The following is a 15,003-nucleotide window of genomic DNA, read 5'->3' as shown; positions in this document are numbered from 1 at the left end:
GCCGATCACCCTCTCAGGTCGGCTACGCATCGTGGCCTTGGTGAGCCGTTACCTCACCAACTAGCTAATGCGCCGCGGGCCCATCTGTAAGTGATAGCGAGATGCCATCTTTCAGCTTTTCCTCATGTGAGGAAAAGAATTATCCGGTATTAGCCCCGGTTTCCCGGAGTTATCCCAGTCTTACAGGCAGGTTGCCCACGTGTTACTCACCCGTCCGCCGCTGACTTCAGGGAGCAAGCTCCCATCTGTCCGCTCGACTTGCATGTATTAGGCACGCCGCCAGCGTTCGTCCTGAGCCAGGATCAAACTCTCCATATAAGAGTTGATATAGCTCGATTGTCTTTTCGAAAAAGACTAATGATTTAAACGTTGACGTATTGTTCGTTCAGTTTTCAAAGATCAATCTGCCGCTCAGAAGCGACTTTCTTAATATATCATATGCTAACTCCGGAGTCAACAACTTTTTTATATTGTTGTCATAAGTGGTTTCCGCCATCAGCGACGTTTATTAATATACCAAGATACCAATAAGAAGTCAACAACCTTTTTCATTTTTTTCTTCAAACCCTAAAAAAATTACCCCTTCTTTTCATGATGCTGGCGAGAACGCATGTATCTCAGGCAATCTGCTGGTGCAGCCATACGCTGAAATAAAGAAAATAAAATTTTATATCGTTCCTCCATCGCTCTTTTAACTATGTGATCGATTCGGTCATCTTTTAAATCGAATAATATTTCATCCATTTCCCGTTTGATCAGGTACTCCATTTCTTTAAGTTCTTTTTGGCTTAAAAGCATTCCAATCATTTTGTTTCCCTCCATTAAATTTGTTTTTTGTAGTATTTTTCCAATTGTGATTTTTTATGAATAAATTTTTTATACATGGAGGAGACAAGTTCAGCATAGGTATGAAACTAGGAAGGTATCGGACGAGGTGATCGATTATGAACTTTTTTTACGTATTGAATGGTAGGTCTTTAAAACAAATTTCTCTGATTGTCATTGCAGCGTTTTTCACAGCATGGTTCCTCTTCATGCAGAGTATGGTCCATTTGCCTGCTTTTTCAGCAAAAGACGGGCCTAAGGCGATATACAAAGGGGAAAAGGATATAGCCCTCACCTTTAATATAGGATGGGGGGATGTTAAAGCAGAGCCCATATTGGATATCCTTAAAAAAGAGAATGTGAAATCTGCGACCTTTTTCCTGGCCGGTTCCTGGGCGGAGCGTCATCCGGATTTAGTTTCAAGGATTGTGAAAGAAGGCTATGAAATCGGAATGCTGGGCTATGGCTATGAAGATTATACAGAGCTTGAAGAGGATAAAATCAGGAGGGACCTAGCAAGGGCGCAGGAAGCATTTAGAAAGCTGAATGTTAAAGACATTAAGCTTGTGCGTGCCCCAACAGGGCATTTTGATCAGAAAACCTTAAAGGTTGCTGACCGGTTGGGTTACACCGTTGTCCATTGGAGCGTCGATTCGAAGGACTGGACAAATCCCGGCGTCGATAGGATTGCAGAGAATGTATCAAAGGCCAAAAAAGGAGATATCGTACTTTTGCATGCATCCGATTCTGCCAAACAAACAGCCAAAGCTCTTCCGCTTATTTTAAATGATGTAGAATCCAAGGGGCTCAGCTTTGTTACCGTCTCAGAAATGATTGCAAATGCCGAGGCAAAGACGAATGAAATAAAATAAAACAAAAGCCATCCGTTATTTGGATGGCTTCTTCGCTATATGGCTTCTTCGCTTTTGGGAATCTTCATTCAGCTTATGAAGAATAAGCAACTGATAGGTATTGCAGACTAATAACGGAATCAGCATTAGATATAGCCAGCTTTCTTCGTTTACCCTTAGTACCGGCACCCACTCAATGGCGGTTACGACTACCATGAAGAAGACTGCAGGAATAAAGGCATGCTGGTTGGTCTGTTTAGTTTTAATTGCTGCGACCGCAAGAGCGACGATAAGAAGAAATGCTGCAACACCAACATACGGTAGCATGCTGTCTCCCGCACCGGCGAAAGCCTTATAGCGGAAATAAACCAAGTCAAATAAAGCAAATAAAATAAGGACAATCTGAATAGGATTCCATAACCCTTTGAAAATCCCCAACCCAAAGCGGTGTACAGTCAAATAAGCAAAAAAGCCCATTTGGCTAATAATACTGAAGATTAACCCTACACCTATTAGCCAGAACAATACCGACAGAATCTCCAGGAAATCAAAGTCAGTAAAAATAGGCGCAAATTCCTCCCAGCGCACAATAAACCCCACAACTCCAGTCGTTAATCCTCCGACTAGAAGAGTTGTTACAAAAAGCTTTACCCAATTACGGCTAGTCAATTTATTTTTCCCCCATAATAAATAAATTCATTCTTATTGATTGTACCAACCAAAGTTTGAAAAATCTAGGCATTGTATTTCCAGCGCATAATATTTGCTGAAAATCTCCATTCTAAAGGTAAGGACACCTCTGAAAGGAGCTTCACCATGAAAACAAAATTCCGTTTGCTCCTTCCATTAGCGCTAGTGTTTTTCATATCAGGCTGCGGCCAAGGTGAATCTGGCAGCGGTCAAATGGATTATGAGCAAACTAAAAAAATGGTTGTAGATATATTAAAAACAGATGAAGGCAAAAAAGCACTCGAAGAATTAATGGCTGATGAAAAAATGCAGCAAAAGATGGTCATGGATCAAAAGGTCGTCAGCGAAACCATCGAAAAAACCTTAACTTCCGATAAAGGCACAGAGTTTTGGAAGAAATCCTTTGACGATCCAAAGTTTTCCGAAAGCATGGCTAAAAGTATGCAAAAGGAAAATGAGAAGCTTTTAAAAGACCTTATGAAAGACCCTGAATACCGGGGAATGATGATAGAAGTATTTAAAGATCCCGAGCTTGAAAAAGAAGTTACAGATGTCCTTAAAAGCAAGGAATATCGGGAGCACATACAGAAAGTCATGACTGAGACTTTTGAAAGCCCGCTCTTTAAAGCAAAAATTCAGGACATCCTTCTTAAGGCAGCTGAGGAAACAAAAAGCAGCGGTCAAGAAGGCGGTCAAGAAAGCGGCGGGGGTGAAGGCGGCGGCCAAGGTGATAGCCAAGGCGGCGACAGCGATGGCGGCGGATCTTAACCCTTAAGAATAAAACCTCTTCCATTCCGGAAGAGGTTTTATCTTTTATTTACTTTCAATCGTTTGTATTACTTTACGGGCAATGTCAGTATAGATTTGACCAAGCTTATGTTCTTTGTCATAAATGGACGGTGCAAAATCTTCTTCATTCCAGTCCGGCTGCTGTAGAGGAAGCTGCCCCAGCACTTCAGTCCTCAGTTCATCAGCTAGCTTCTCGCCGCCGCCCTGGCCAAATACGTGCTCTCTTTCTCCAGTCAATTGACTTTCGAAATAGGCCATGTTCTCGATAACACCCAGAATCTCATGCTCCGTGCGAAGTGCCATTGCACCAGCTCTGGCAGCAACAAATGCGGCTGTAGGATGTGGAGTTGTCACAACAATTTCCTTGCAGGAAGGAAGCATTGTGTGTACATCCAGGGCTACATCTCCTGTTCCCGGAGGCAAATCAAGAAGAAGATAGTCTAATTCACCCCACTCAACCTCATTGAAGAAGCTGTTCAGCATTTTGCCAAGCATCGGTCCTCTCCAGATAATCGGCGCATTATCTTCCACAAAGAATCCCATAGAGATCACTTTTACGCCAAAACGTTCAACCGGCAGAATTCGTTCTCCTCTGACCACAGGACGTTTCGTAATGCCCATCATATCCGGAACGCTGAATCCATAAATATCGGCATCAATCAATCCAACCTTTTTGCCCAGCCTTGCCAGAGATACAGCCAGGTTTACTGAAACAGTGGATTTGCCGACTCCGCCTTTTCCGCTGGCAACGGCAATGAATTTAGTCTTATTACCAGGAGAAAGCAGGCCTTTGTCTTCTTCAGCCGCTGCCTCTCTATATTGTGAAAGCACTTCATCAGGAAGCTCACTAAAGCGGATGCCGACGGTCTCAGCCCCTGCTTCTTTTAAAAGATTGACGACTTCCGTCTGAAGCTGAAGCTGTTCAGCTGTACCTGTCTTAGCAACTTGAATCTTAACGCTCACATGATTTTTTTCTTCCTTGATTTTAATTTCTTCAATGGCGTTAAGTTCGCCCAATGTTCTATGTATAAATGGTTCCTTCAAGCCGCTTAAGGCTTCTCTGACTTTCTGTTCAGTTAACATGCATTGCACCCGCCTTTTGAATTCGTTTCCATTTCAGTATAACATATTGAAAATTCTTTATAGTTAATTGTATCACACCGGAAAACTATTCAAAAAAGAAAAGGCACTTCTCAGCACCTTTTCATTCCCATGTTTCAGTCAATTCTTTTTCATTGGTATAGTAGCGCATAATTCCATTATAGATGGAGGCAGCGATTTTATCCTGATATTCATCCGTTTTCAGGTTTGCCCGTTCCCTCGGATTTGATAAGAATCCCACTTCTACTAAGACACCCGGTTTTTTGGCGTATTTTAAGATAAATACACTGTTTAACGGCTTGGAGTTCCGCTTCGTATTTTCCAAATTGCGGCGGAGTTCATCCTGTATAAATTTCGCAGCTTTGGCATTTTCCTTTATCCCTGGAGCATAGAATGTCTGCGCACCGCTCCATCGGGGAGAGGGAATTGAATTTAAGTGAACACTGACATAAAAATCAGAATTTGAGGTATTTATCATTTCAAGCCGTTTCTTCAGGTCTTCCACTTTTCTCCGGCTGTAACCCTTTGTTCCCTCGGGTGCGAGGTCCCTGTCGTCCTCCCTTGTCATGAGTACGAGCGCTCCCTGCTCCTGGAGGTAATCCCTCACTTTTAATGATACTTCCAGAGCAATATCTTTCTCGAGTGCACCTTCGTCACCTGCCCCGCCATCCGGACCACCATGACCGGGATCAAGCAAGATAATCTTGCCGGTTAAAGGCAGATTCCATGATTCCCAGGAATCATCATCTGTAAAGTCATATTGCAAAATAAGAAAAAGGACGATAAGCCCGATCGCAAACCCGCCTATTTTTAACTTTTTCTTCATACGCCCTAATCAGTCCCCTCCTGCTTATCCTCATTTCAATATATGGGACAAGACGGAGATCTAGAACTTCGATCAGGACAGCGGTCTGGACAAATTCATTTTTCAATGGAGACGCAATTTATGCCTTCTCTCTCCTTTATTGAACCCTTCCGACCACCAGCTGTTTACATATTGTTCGCACATATAAGAAAGGGATTCACACATAACTGCTTCCGAACCATGACCCCAGTAAAGGAAAAAGTTATATAGTGTATCCACTAAATGCTTATACTCTTTTTCACATCGAAAACGGACCTGATCCTCCGATTCGCCATATCGTCCAAAACGGCTGTAGTTTGCCCCCAGCAAATAAGCTTCAATCGCAACATCGTAGCAGGCCTCCTCAATTCCAGCATTCATCATCAGACCGGAGACAAATCTGGAAGAACCAAAATAATGCTGAACTTTTTCTTTTAAGGCTTTTATAGAAATTTCCCGAAGGACTGATTTTTCATATTTAATTTGTTTTTCTCTTTTCTTCTCTTTGAACGTCGTTATGACAGTCACGTTTCTCACCCCTTGTAGATAGTCTTTATCTGCAGCGGGTGAGAAATGCAAAAAGCAGCCGCGAATCGGGCTGCCAATTTTTTATCAGAAAAGCGGAAGGCGCCCGCTTTTCGACGACAAGCATAAGACAATCCCGCTGAAAGGTTATTCTTTACCTTTTGGACGGATTGAAAGAAATGTTGAGGCGACTGCCCAGGGACGACCAGCATAAGACTGCCCCTGTACGAAGGTGTTTTTTCCTTCTGGAAGGGAGCGGCTTATGACCTCGAGTTCCTAGGAGCCGAAACAGACAAGCGTCGACCCGAGAGCCGCTGGCGCCTTGTGCTGGACAGTTATCTAACTTCAGGATTACATTTTAGTCGCTTATCAATGTTGTCCGTTGATTGCAGTGAGAGGATGCTCAGCGAACCACGGGGCGGGCGGTGAGCCTCCTCGACGCTACGCGTCTGTGGGGTCTCACCTGTCCCGCTACTCCCGTAGGACGTTGAATAAGCTACCTTGAGTAAACACCGCACGAAGAGAACGAATGCATTTTCGAGGATCTCGCACCTTCCACTACAATCAACTCAGTAAATATAATATAAATAGCAACAAACTTTGCGAAACCATCCTTTTAGAAAAGCACCAGCCGGAGCTGATGCTTTTGAAATAATTTATCGAATCTGCCCATTTCCGGACATAAGATATTTGCGTGTTGTTAATGCAGGCAGACCCATCGGCCCTCTCGCATGTAGCTTTTGTGTGGAAATGCCGATTTCAGCTCCAAAACCCAACGCGCCTCCATCCGTGAATCTGGTCGACGCATTATGGTACAGCGCCGCAGCATCTGTCAGCTGCATGAATTTTTTGGCTGTTTCCCTATTTTCGGTAATAATCGCCTCTGAATGCTTGGTGCCGTACTGATCAATATGATCGATGGCTTGTTCAAGGCTATTTACAGTTTTTACAGCTAAGTCCAGGCTCAAATATTCATTGGCCCAATCGTTTTCAGCTGCGGGTACCACATCAGGCAATGCAGCTGCTGAAGAGTCATCGCCATGTATGGTAATCCCGTGACTCTTCAGCGCTTCTGCAAGCAATTCTTTATGCTGATCAAGCCATGCTTTGTGAACAATCAGCGTTTCTGCCGCATTACATACTGCAGGACGATCTGTTTTGGCATTAATGAGGATATTGATCGCTTTTTCCGGATCTGCTTCTTTATCTACATAGATATGGCAGTTTCCAACTCCTGTTTCGAGTACAGGCACCGTCGCATTTTCAACCACAGCTTTAATGAGGGATGCACCGCCTCTCGGAATTAAGACATCAATATGCTCTTTCATGGTGAATAGTTGCTTTGTCGCTTCTCTATCTGCAGTGGCAATGAATTGGACGGCTTCTTTAGGTATCTTTGTCTTTTCAAGAGCCTCATGAATAATCTCCACAATGGCCTGATTCGAATTTAGTGCCGATGATCCGCCTTTTAAGACAATAGCATTTCCTGATTTCAAAGCAAGGCCCGCCGCATCAGCAGTTACATTCGGCCTTGCTTCATAAATCATTCCGATGACACCAAGAGGAACACGAACCTCTTCCACCTTCAGCCCATTATCCAGAGTCCAGCCCGACATAACATCTCCAATCGGATCAGGAAGTTCAGCTACCTGGCGAAGGCCATCTGCAAATTCAAAAATCCGTTCCTTCGATAATGACAGGCGATCAATATAGGCCGCTTCGAATCCTTTTTCTCTGCCCTTTTCAAGATCGGCTTTATTAGCGGCAAGAATTGATTGATATCCAGTCTCCAAAGCCTCTGCAACTGTATAGAGTGCTTCGTTCTTTTCTTCCGTTGTTAAGACACTTAATGTTTTGGCAGCCCTTTTTGCCTTTATTGCCTGTTCTTCTACATTATTTATCTTTACTGCTGATGCAGTAGTCATTGAATCCCTCCTAAAAAGTTTAAACAAGTGCCGGCAGCTTAAAGTCGCGGGAGCAAACAAACGTTTCCTGCGCTATAGCCGGTTCAAGCTCTTCTCCTCCTGTATGACCGGTTAACTGTTCGTTAGAATAATTAATGCGGCCGAGGCCGATTTCCTGTCCCTCTTCATCAAGGATGGTAACAACTGCTCCATCCTTAAATCGTCCTTTGACATCCTGAATATCAGAGCAGTACAGATTTTCCTGATGATCCACAATTGCTTCTATCCCATGAGAATTGATGGTCACCTTTCCTTCAGGACCTGAATGGAATGCAATCCACTGCTTTTCATTATCCAGGTTAAATGCATCCGGCTCCGGCGTGAAGTAGGTGCCTCTCGCTCTGTTTTCCACAGCTTCCATTAAAATGTTTTCCGTTCCTGCTTTTCCTAAAAAGGAGTCAATTCCTGCAGCCATCGCAATTTTCACTGCCTGGATTTTTGACTTCATGCCGCCTGTTCCTACAGCACTGCCAGATCCTCCTGCAGCAGCTTCAATTTCAGGTGTTATGCAGTGAACCCTCTCGAGAAGGCTTGCGTGAGGATTATCATTTGGGTTGCTGTCATAAAGGCCGTCAATATCAGATAAAATCATCAGTAAATCCGCATCAATCAGGCCTGCCACTTTCGCAGCCAGAGTGTCATTGTCTCCGAAGCGCAAGCGATCAACTGTAACCGTGTCATTTTCATTTATGATCGGGATGATGCCTCGCTCCAGCAGCACATTCATGGTGTTATGCATATTGCCATAGCGATTTTCATCAGAGAAATCGCTTCTGGTGATTAAAATTTGTGAAGCTACGTAGCCATGAGATAAAAAGAGTTCTGAGTAAGATTCCATTAATAGCCCCTGGCCAATTGAAGCCGCAGCCTGTTTTTCCGGAAGAGAAGAAGGCCGGTCAAGGCAGCCAAGCTTCCTATATCCTGCTGCAACAGCACCTGATGACACAACTGCTGTTTCATAGCCGGCATCTTTCAACTCGACAATTTGCTCAGCTAATTTTTCAAGCTTTCTGCGGCTGATCTCTCCGTGCATGCTTGTTAATGAGCTGCTTCCGATCTTAATAACAACTCTTTTTATCTGCTTCTCTTTCATATCCAATACCTCCTGTAACTTGTAAATCATTTTCCGTTAGGAAGTGACAAGGGCACCTTCCAATTCTTCACTGATCTCCTTCGAACGTCTGGCAGCATGCTCAACTGCCTGAGTGATGGCTTCGCCTCCGTTGTATCTCCTGAGTGCTTCCAGTCCTGAGGCGGTCGTTCCATTGGGAGAGGTCACTTTCTCTCTTAAAGAAGTTGGGGTTTCCTCTTTTTCAAGCACCATCTTGGCTGCTCCAAAAATCGTCTGGGCAACAATTTTGCGGACAGTCTCTTCATTCATCCCTTTTTGTACCCCTACCCGCTCCATATTTTCCATCAGATAATAGAAGTAAGCAGGACCGCTTCCCGCTAATCCTGTGAAAACATCCATCTGGTCTTCATCGATGACATACACTTCCCCCATGCATTCAAGCAATTCCTTAACCATTTCCACATTGGCCATGCTCGTATTCTTTCCTGCAACAACTGCCGTCGCAGATTCCTGAATCATGCTTGAAGTATTCGGCATCACACGCACTACCTGCTGGCCCGGATTTAAATGCTCTTCCATGAACTCTGTTGTAATGCCTGCCAATACGGAAAGAATCACCTGACCGGGATATAATTTGTCTTTAATCGAACGAAGGGCTTCTTCTGCCCCTTTTGGCTTCATGGCTAAAATGAATAAATCAATTTCCTCAAATGGAAGCTCGCTTTGCGGCATGGCACTTACACCATACAGATCATGAATCTCTTCCAGTCTGTCTGCATTGCTCCTATTCGTTACAATAACCCGTTCGGGTGACATTTTTTCAGCTGTAATGACTCCTGAGATCATGGACTCCGCCATTGACCCTGCTCCTAAAAATGCGATTGTTTTATTGGCTAACATGGACATCCTCCTTTAGATGAAAAACTGTTCGTATAACCGTTCGTATTTTATCAACGTTATCTATCGTAACATGCTCAAATACAGATTCAAGGGTATTAGGGAAAGACGGGAGGATAAGGCCGAGATAGTGAATGAAAACGCTAACATACCCGGCCTGTGTTCCTCTGATGCTCTCTCAGCGTGAATAATCCCCTCTCAGCCCGATATTTGCAATAATATAATTTCCAGTTTTTCACCGTTACAGAAATAAGCCCGGCCAGCCGGCTGAGCTTGAGGGATAAAGGGAGCATATGTAAAGTAAAATAAGAAAAAAGCTCCCAGCCAAAAATGGCTGAGAGCTTTGGTAAGCAAAAATTAACGCTTTGAGAACTGAGGAGCACGACGAGCACCTTTAAGACCGTATTTCTTACGCTCTTTCATACGTGCGTCACGAGTTAATAGTCCTGCGCGCTTTAATGTTGGACGGAATTCAGGATCAGCTTGAAGCAATGCACGAGCGATGCCGTGGCGAATTGCGCCAGCTTGACCAGTGTATCCACCGCCATTTACATTTACAAGAATGTCGTAGCTGTTAACTGTTTCAGTAGCTACAAGCGGTTGTTTTACAACTTCACGTAAAGCTGCAAAAGGAATGTATTCTGTGATTTCACGACCATTGATGATGATTTTACCGTCGCCTGGAACTAAACGAACACGTGCAACGGAGCTCTTACGACGACCAGTACCAATATATTGAACCTGTGCCAAGTTAATAACCTCCCTAAAAATTATCCACGAAGTTCGTAAACTTCAGGTTGTTGTGCTTGGTGCTTATGTTCGCTACCAGCATATACGTGTAATTTCTTGAACATTTGACGGCCAAGAGAGTTCTTTGGAAGCATGCCTTTGATAGCAAGCTCAAGCATTCTCTCAGGATAGTTTGTACGCATTTCAAGAGCAGTTCTTGTTTTCAGACCGCCTGGGTGCATGCTGTGACGGTAGTAGATCTTGTCAGTAAGCTTTTTCCCAGTAAGTTCGATTTTTGAAGCGTTGATAAGAATTACATGATCACCAGTATCAACATGTGGTGTAAAAGTTGGTTTATGTTTACCACGTAGGATTGACGCTACTTCACTAGCAAGACGACCAAGAGTTTTGCCTTCAGCATCAATCACGTACCATTTACGTTCGATATTGTTTGAATTCGCCATAAACGTTGTACGCATCAGTTTCCCTCCTAATAATTCCATTCATAATCAATTTTTTTGGTTTATCTATTCGACACAATAAGTTCCGGGGCTTATCGTGGTTTTAATAATAATACCATATGCTATATTATAACTTTGACAGCCTAATGTCAAGCTAATGTTACACCTGGTTTAGTTGTTTTAAAATCTTTTTTTATTCACGTTTGGCTTTACAACGCGCCCCCGCGGTTCCTCATTTGGTTTTTCCAATTTTTTTATAAGATTTTTTCTGAATGGGGTCCGGTGATTTCCGCTGCGGAAAACAAAATAACAACTTCACCAGCAGATAATCTTAATAAAAAACTTTCCACAAGTATAAACCTTGGGGTGGCGCTGTTTTTCCTGCAGCTGATCTGTTTTTTTCCTGAAGGACAGATGGCATGGAATCAGGGTCTCTTTCCCCTGAGCCGACTTCTAAAAGGGTGCCGGTTAGGATGCGGACCATATTATATAGAAATCCAGAGCCCCTAAAGCGGAAGATGAGCATATCCCCTTCTTCCTGCACATCTATCTCCTCAAGTTCCCTGACTTTATCCTCTACTTCCGTCTTAGCAGAGCAGAAACTTGTGAAATCATGTGTTCCTATTAAACCCTCTGCAGCCTTTCTGATCGCTTCCGTATTTATTGGGTACGGGTACTGATAGGCATAATGGCGTTTAAACGGGTCTCTCCTGGACGAACGGTGCACGAAGTACCAATATTCCTTCCCTTTGGCATCAAAACGGACATGAAAGTCATCAGGCACAGTCTCCGTCCCGATGATGGCCACATCATCCGGCAGCAGGGAATTAAGGGCGATTCCCCATTTTTCAATCGGAATATTCAAAGAGGAATCGAAATGGATCACCTGGCCCTTTGCATGGACCCCTGCATCGGTTCTGCCTGAGGCAGTCACCCTGATGTCTTCTCCTTTATGAAGCTTCTTTAAAGCCTGCTCCAGCTCTCCCTGTACAGTCCGCTTGCGAGGCTGCACCTGGTAGCCTGCAAAAAGGGTGCCGTCATACGTCACCATACATTTAAATCTTTGCATAAGGTCCCCCCATTACGTTCTCAGCAGGAATAACACCAGGGCCAGGGCTGCAAGCATGGCGAGCATTGCCGTATCCTTCAATCCCCAGCTAAGCTGCCTGTATTTTGTTCTGCCTTCCCCGCCTCTATATCCGCGTGACTCCATCGCCACAGCAAGCTCTTCAGCACGCTTGAACGAACTGACAAACAAAGGAATTAAGAGAGGTATAATAGCTTTAATCCGTTCTTTAATCGGCCCGCTTGTAAAATCGGCTCCCCTGGCTGTCTGGGCTTTCATGATTTTATCCGTTTCCTGCATGAGTGTCGGAATGAAGCGGAGAGAAATCGACATCATCAAAGCCAGTTCATGCACCGGAAACTTCACTTTATTTAATGGATTGAGCAGACTTTCCAGACCATCCGTTATTTCAATCGGAGTCGTGGTCAAAGTCAGAATGGAAGTCATCAGAATGAGCAGAAAGAAGCGCAAAGAAATAAATATACCCTGCCTTAAACCTTCCTCATAAATCGTAATCCACCCGAACCGGAAGAGAACTTCACCCTCTTTTGTCAAAAACAAATGAAGGAATAAAGTGAAAACAACAAGCAGGAGGACCGGCTTCAATCCTGTATAGATAAACCGGATCGGCACCTTCGATAAAGCAATCATAAAAAAGGTATAAGCCGTCAGAAGACCGTATGTCAGCATATTATTTGCCAGAAAGACAATGCACACGAATAAGAAAATAAGAACCAGCTTTGAACGGGGATCCATTCTATGGATGACAGACTCGGCCGGTACATAGCGCCCAAAAATCATTTTGTCCATCATGTAGCTGTCCCCCTTTTCATCACAGCAGCAATCTCATCTGTCAGCTCGTCCATTGTCAGACAAGTTTTAGAAAGACGGATACTAAGTGACTTTTCCATTTTCAGCTGAAAGCGGACAACCTCCGGAACATCGAGGCCAAGCTTAAGCAAGCCTTCCGGAGAAGAAAAAATTTCTTTCGGGGTTCCCTTTTTGTAGACTTCACCGTTGTGCATGATGACAATCTGATCAGCATAGCGGGAAGCATCCTCCATACTGTGTGTTACTAGCACGGTAGAGAGTCCCCTTGTCCCATGAAGGCTGTAGAACATATCCATGATTTCCTTCCTGCCCCGTGGATCAAGTCCTGCAGTAGGCTCATCAAGGACAATAACATCAGGCTCCATTGCCAGCACTCCGGCTATGGCTACACGTCTCATTTGGCCGCCTGACAGGTCAAATGGGGACTTGCTTAAAATTTCTTCCGGCAGTCCCACCTGTCCTATTGCTGCTTTGGCTCTTTTCTGGGCTTCCTCTACTGATACACCGAAGTTCATCGGGCCAAAGCAAATATCCTTCTCGACCGTTTCTTCAAACAGCTGATGCTCAGGAAATTGAAATACGATACCGACCCTTTGACGGATTTCTTTCAGGTTTTTTTGTTTCTTCACAGGGGTGATCATCCGCTCTCCAATCACAACCTGACCTTCTGTCGGCTTGAGCAGGGCATTTAGGTGCTGGAGGACAGTCGACTTGCCTGATCCGGTATGACCGATGATCGCGAGAAACGTGCCAGACGGAATATCGATGGAGACATCCTTTATGGCAAGACGTTCAAATGGCGTATTAACCTGATAACGGTATTCTACATTTTGGAGTGAGATGTCCATAATTCTTCCACCAACTCTTCTTCAGATAAATAATGCCTGGATAACGGCAATCCTTTTTCCCGTAACACCTTGCTAAGCTTCACAGGAAAAGGAATATCCAACCCCAGCTTAACAAGCTCCTCATCCATTTGAAAGATTTCCTCAGGCGTGCCTTCCCGATATAGCTGTCCTTTGTTCATGACTATGATGCGGTCAGCTTTTGCTGCCTCTTCCAGGTCATGAGTGATGGAGATGACGGTCATATTATAATTCCGCTTGAGCTCTCTGACAGTTTCAAGTACCTCTTCACGCCCTCTTGGGTCCAACATGGAGGTAGACTCATCTAGAATAATAATATCCGGCCTTAAGGCAATAACGCCTGCAATTGCCACTCTTTGTTTCTGTCCGCCGGAAAGATGGTGCGGCTCTTGATTAAGAAATGATGTCATCTTGACCTTCTCCAGTGATTCTGTAACACGCTGAACCATGTCACTTCTTTCAATACCATGGTTTTCTAAACCAAAAGCCACATCATCCCGTACAGTCGTTCCGACAAACTGGTTATCTGGATTCTGAAAAACCATGCCAATCTTCTTTCTTGCTTCCCAAACCGTTTCTTCACTCAAAGAAATTCCGCCTACTGTAATGCATCCTTCCAGAGGAAAGTGCAGGCCATTAAGCAATTTGGCAAGTGTAGATTTTCCGGAGCCATTATGCCCGACTATTGCAAGCCATTCCCCTTTATATATATTAAAAGAGACATTATTCAGCGCATATGCAGCTTCTGCATCGTACGTAAACGAAACATTTTTTAATTCTACCAGCGGCTCGGTCATTTGAAGTCCTCCTCTCAGCTCTGCTTCACTAATACAGCTCTGCTCTTAACAAACCGGAAGCACCTTGATCAACCCCTGACAAGCACAAGACGGTCCTCACGGAAAGGCGTTCTTTGCCTTTTTGGGAGAATTGGCTTGTGACCTCAAGGGGGTAGGCGCTGGAGCTAGCCGCAAACACCCTTCTACAGAGGTGTTCCCATCGTTTTATATTATATAGCTTGTTATATAATGAAAAAACCCGCCATTGTTGGCGAGCTTGAAATAGTTCGATAATAGGTTATGTTACTGGATAGCAAGCGTTGAATGATACCATTCTCCCACACTTGTAATACACAAGAAAATCTGGATTTCTGCTATCTAAGCTTATTGGATGCCTATTATGCCTCCCTATTAAAAGCTCATACTGAAGCAGTATGGTGGTTGGTTCTTGCTATTGTATAAATGTTCAGAGACCTCGATTTTTCTAATGTCTATGAACCTGGGGAATTTAAAAAAGCCTGCACCTCATTCCGTCAGGCAGTAGACTGCCGGGCGCAATTCTTCTTTTCGGAAGAGGTGCATGAGCTAGACGAGTCAATGTACCAGGAAATGGGGAATCTATTGCTCATCCATCCCTGTTTACTAGCTGTACATGCTCATCGTAACGCTCGTTTATGGCCTGATTTAGGTGTTTCTGACAAATTAAGGAAACAACC

16 protein-coding genes and 1 rRNA gene are annotated in these 15,003 nt (G+C 44.1%); 2 read left to right on the top strand and 15 right to left on the bottom strand.

The window, feature by feature from the left end; all coding sequences use genetic code 11:
* Both M3205_RS13435 and M3205_RS13430 read right to left on the bottom strand, forming a co-directional pair.
* Positions 1-318: ribosomal RNA gene (locus M3205_RS13435) — 16S ribosomal RNA — on the bottom strand; the annotation flags it as partial.
* Between the two features lie 258 nt (positions 319-576).
* The gene (locus tag M3205_RS13430) at positions 577-807 is read right to left on the bottom strand and encodes a hypothetical protein (protein ID WP_251170364.1); all 231 of its coding nucleotides are present in this window, start codon (positions 805-807) and stop codon (positions 577-579) included.
* A 137-nt stretch (positions 808-944) separates the two neighbouring features.
* On the opposite strand from M3205_RS13430, the gene pdaB reads away from it, so the two are divergent.
* On the top strand, positions 945-1,697 hold the full coding sequence (gene pdaB / locus M3205_RS13425) for a polysaccharide deacetylase family sporulation protein PdaB (protein WP_251170363.1): 753 nt from the start codon (positions 945-947) through the stop codon (positions 1,695-1,697).
* A 15-nt stretch (positions 1,698-1,712) separates the two neighbouring features.
* Here pdaB and M3205_RS13420 read toward each other — a convergent pair whose 3' ends face one another.
* Positions 1,713-2,345: a KinB-signaling pathway activation protein gene (locus M3205_RS13420; RefSeq protein ID WP_251170362.1), complete on the bottom strand. Its 633-nt coding sequence runs from the start codon at positions 2,343-2,345 to the stop codon at positions 1,713-1,715.
* A gap of 147 nt (positions 2,346-2,492) precedes the next feature.
* On the opposite strand from M3205_RS13420, the gene gerD reads away from it, so the two are divergent.
* On the top strand, positions 2,493-3,134 hold the full coding sequence (gene gerD / locus M3205_RS13415) for a spore germination lipoprotein GerD (RefSeq protein ID WP_251170361.1): 642 nt from the start codon (positions 2,493-2,495) through the stop codon (positions 3,132-3,134).
* Between the two features lie 45 nt (positions 3,135-3,179).
* Here the strand turns inward: gerD and M3205_RS13410 are convergent, their stop codons facing one another.
* The 12 genes from M3205_RS13410 to M3205_RS13355 all read right to left on the bottom strand — a co-directional run bounded on the left by M3205_RS13410 (position 3,180) and on the right by M3205_RS13355 (position 14,308).
* Positions 3,180-4,238 (bottom strand): Mrp/NBP35 family ATP-binding protein, encoded by a 1,059-nt coding sequence (locus M3205_RS13410; protein ID WP_251170360.1) that lies wholly within the window; start codon positions 4,236-4,238, stop codon positions 3,180-3,182.
* Between the two features lie 121 nt (positions 4,239-4,359).
* A complete protein-coding gene (gene cwlD / locus M3205_RS13405) occupies positions 4,360-5,082 on the bottom strand; it encodes an N-acetylmuramoyl-L-alanine amidase CwlD (protein ID WP_251170359.1) in 723 nt (240 codons plus the stop codon).
* A 102-nt stretch (positions 5,083-5,184) separates the two neighbouring features.
* Entirely contained in the window at positions 5,185-5,628 is a 444-nt protein-coding gene (locus M3205_RS13400; RefSeq protein ID WP_251170358.1) for a YbaK family protein, read from the bottom strand.
* A 653-nt stretch (positions 5,629-6,281) separates the two neighbouring features.
* Positions 6,282-7,550, bottom strand: coding sequence for a glutamate-5-semialdehyde dehydrogenase (locus M3205_RS13395; RefSeq protein ID WP_251170357.1), 1,269 nt, complete (start codon positions 7,548-7,550; stop codon positions 6,282-6,284).
* A gap of 19 nt (positions 7,551-7,569) precedes the next feature.
* Positions 7,570-8,682: a glutamate 5-kinase gene (gene proB / locus M3205_RS13390; RefSeq protein ID WP_251170356.1), complete on the bottom strand. Its 1,113-nt coding sequence runs from the start codon at positions 8,680-8,682 to the stop codon at positions 7,570-7,572.
* Between the two features lie 36 nt (positions 8,683-8,718).
* On the bottom strand, positions 8,719-9,561 hold the full coding sequence (gene proC / locus M3205_RS13385; protein WP_251170355.1) for a pyrroline-5-carboxylate reductase: 843 nt from the start codon (positions 9,559-9,561) through the stop codon (positions 8,719-8,721).
* Positions 9,562-9,915: 354 nt separating this feature from the next.
* A complete protein-coding gene (rpsI, locus tag M3205_RS13380; RefSeq protein ID WP_048011502.1) occupies positions 9,916-10,308 on the bottom strand; it encodes a 30S ribosomal protein S9 in 393 nt (130 codons plus the stop codon).
* 20 nt (positions 10,309-10,328) lie between these two features.
* On the bottom strand, positions 10,329-10,766 hold the full coding sequence (gene rplM / locus M3205_RS13375) for a 50S ribosomal protein L13 (protein ID WP_251170354.1): 438 nt from the start codon (positions 10,764-10,766) through the stop codon (positions 10,329-10,331).
* A gap of 313 nt (positions 10,767-11,079) precedes the next feature.
* Positions 11,080-11,817 carry a tRNA pseudouridine(38-40) synthase TruA gene (gene truA, locus M3205_RS13370; RefSeq protein WP_251170353.1) on the bottom strand — a complete coding sequence of 246 codons (738 nt, stop codon included), beginning with the start codon at positions 11,815-11,817 and terminating at the stop codon, positions 11,080-11,082.
* 12 nt (positions 11,818-11,829) lie between these two features.
* Positions 11,830-12,627: an energy-coupling factor transporter transmembrane component T family protein gene (locus M3205_RS13365; RefSeq protein WP_251170352.1), complete on the bottom strand. Its 798-nt coding sequence runs from the start codon at positions 12,625-12,627 to the stop codon at positions 11,830-11,832.
* Complete coding sequence (locus M3205_RS13360) at positions 12,624-13,493, bottom strand: energy-coupling factor ABC transporter ATP-binding protein (protein WP_251170351.1); 870 nt, start codon at positions 13,491-13,493, stop codon at positions 12,624-12,626. Before M3205_RS13360 ends, M3205_RS13365 begins: the two co-directional genes overlap by 4 nt.
* Positions 13,469-14,308 (bottom strand): energy-coupling factor ABC transporter ATP-binding protein, encoded by an 840-nt coding sequence (locus tag M3205_RS13355; RefSeq protein ID WP_251170350.1) that lies wholly within the window; start codon positions 14,306-14,308, stop codon positions 13,469-13,471. The genes M3205_RS13360 and M3205_RS13355 overlap by 25 nt, the downstream gene beginning before the upstream one ends.
* Positions 14,309-15,003 lie beyond the last annotated feature (695 nt).

It is taken from the genome of Cytobacillus firmus, assembly GCF_023715565.1.
In the GTDB taxonomy this organism is placed as follows: Bacteria; Bacillota; Bacilli; order Bacillales; family Cytobacillaceae; genus Cytobacillus; species Cytobacillus firmus_C.
Note: the sequence above shows the minus strand (reverse complement) of the source record. Positions and strands in the feature narration are given on the sequence as shown.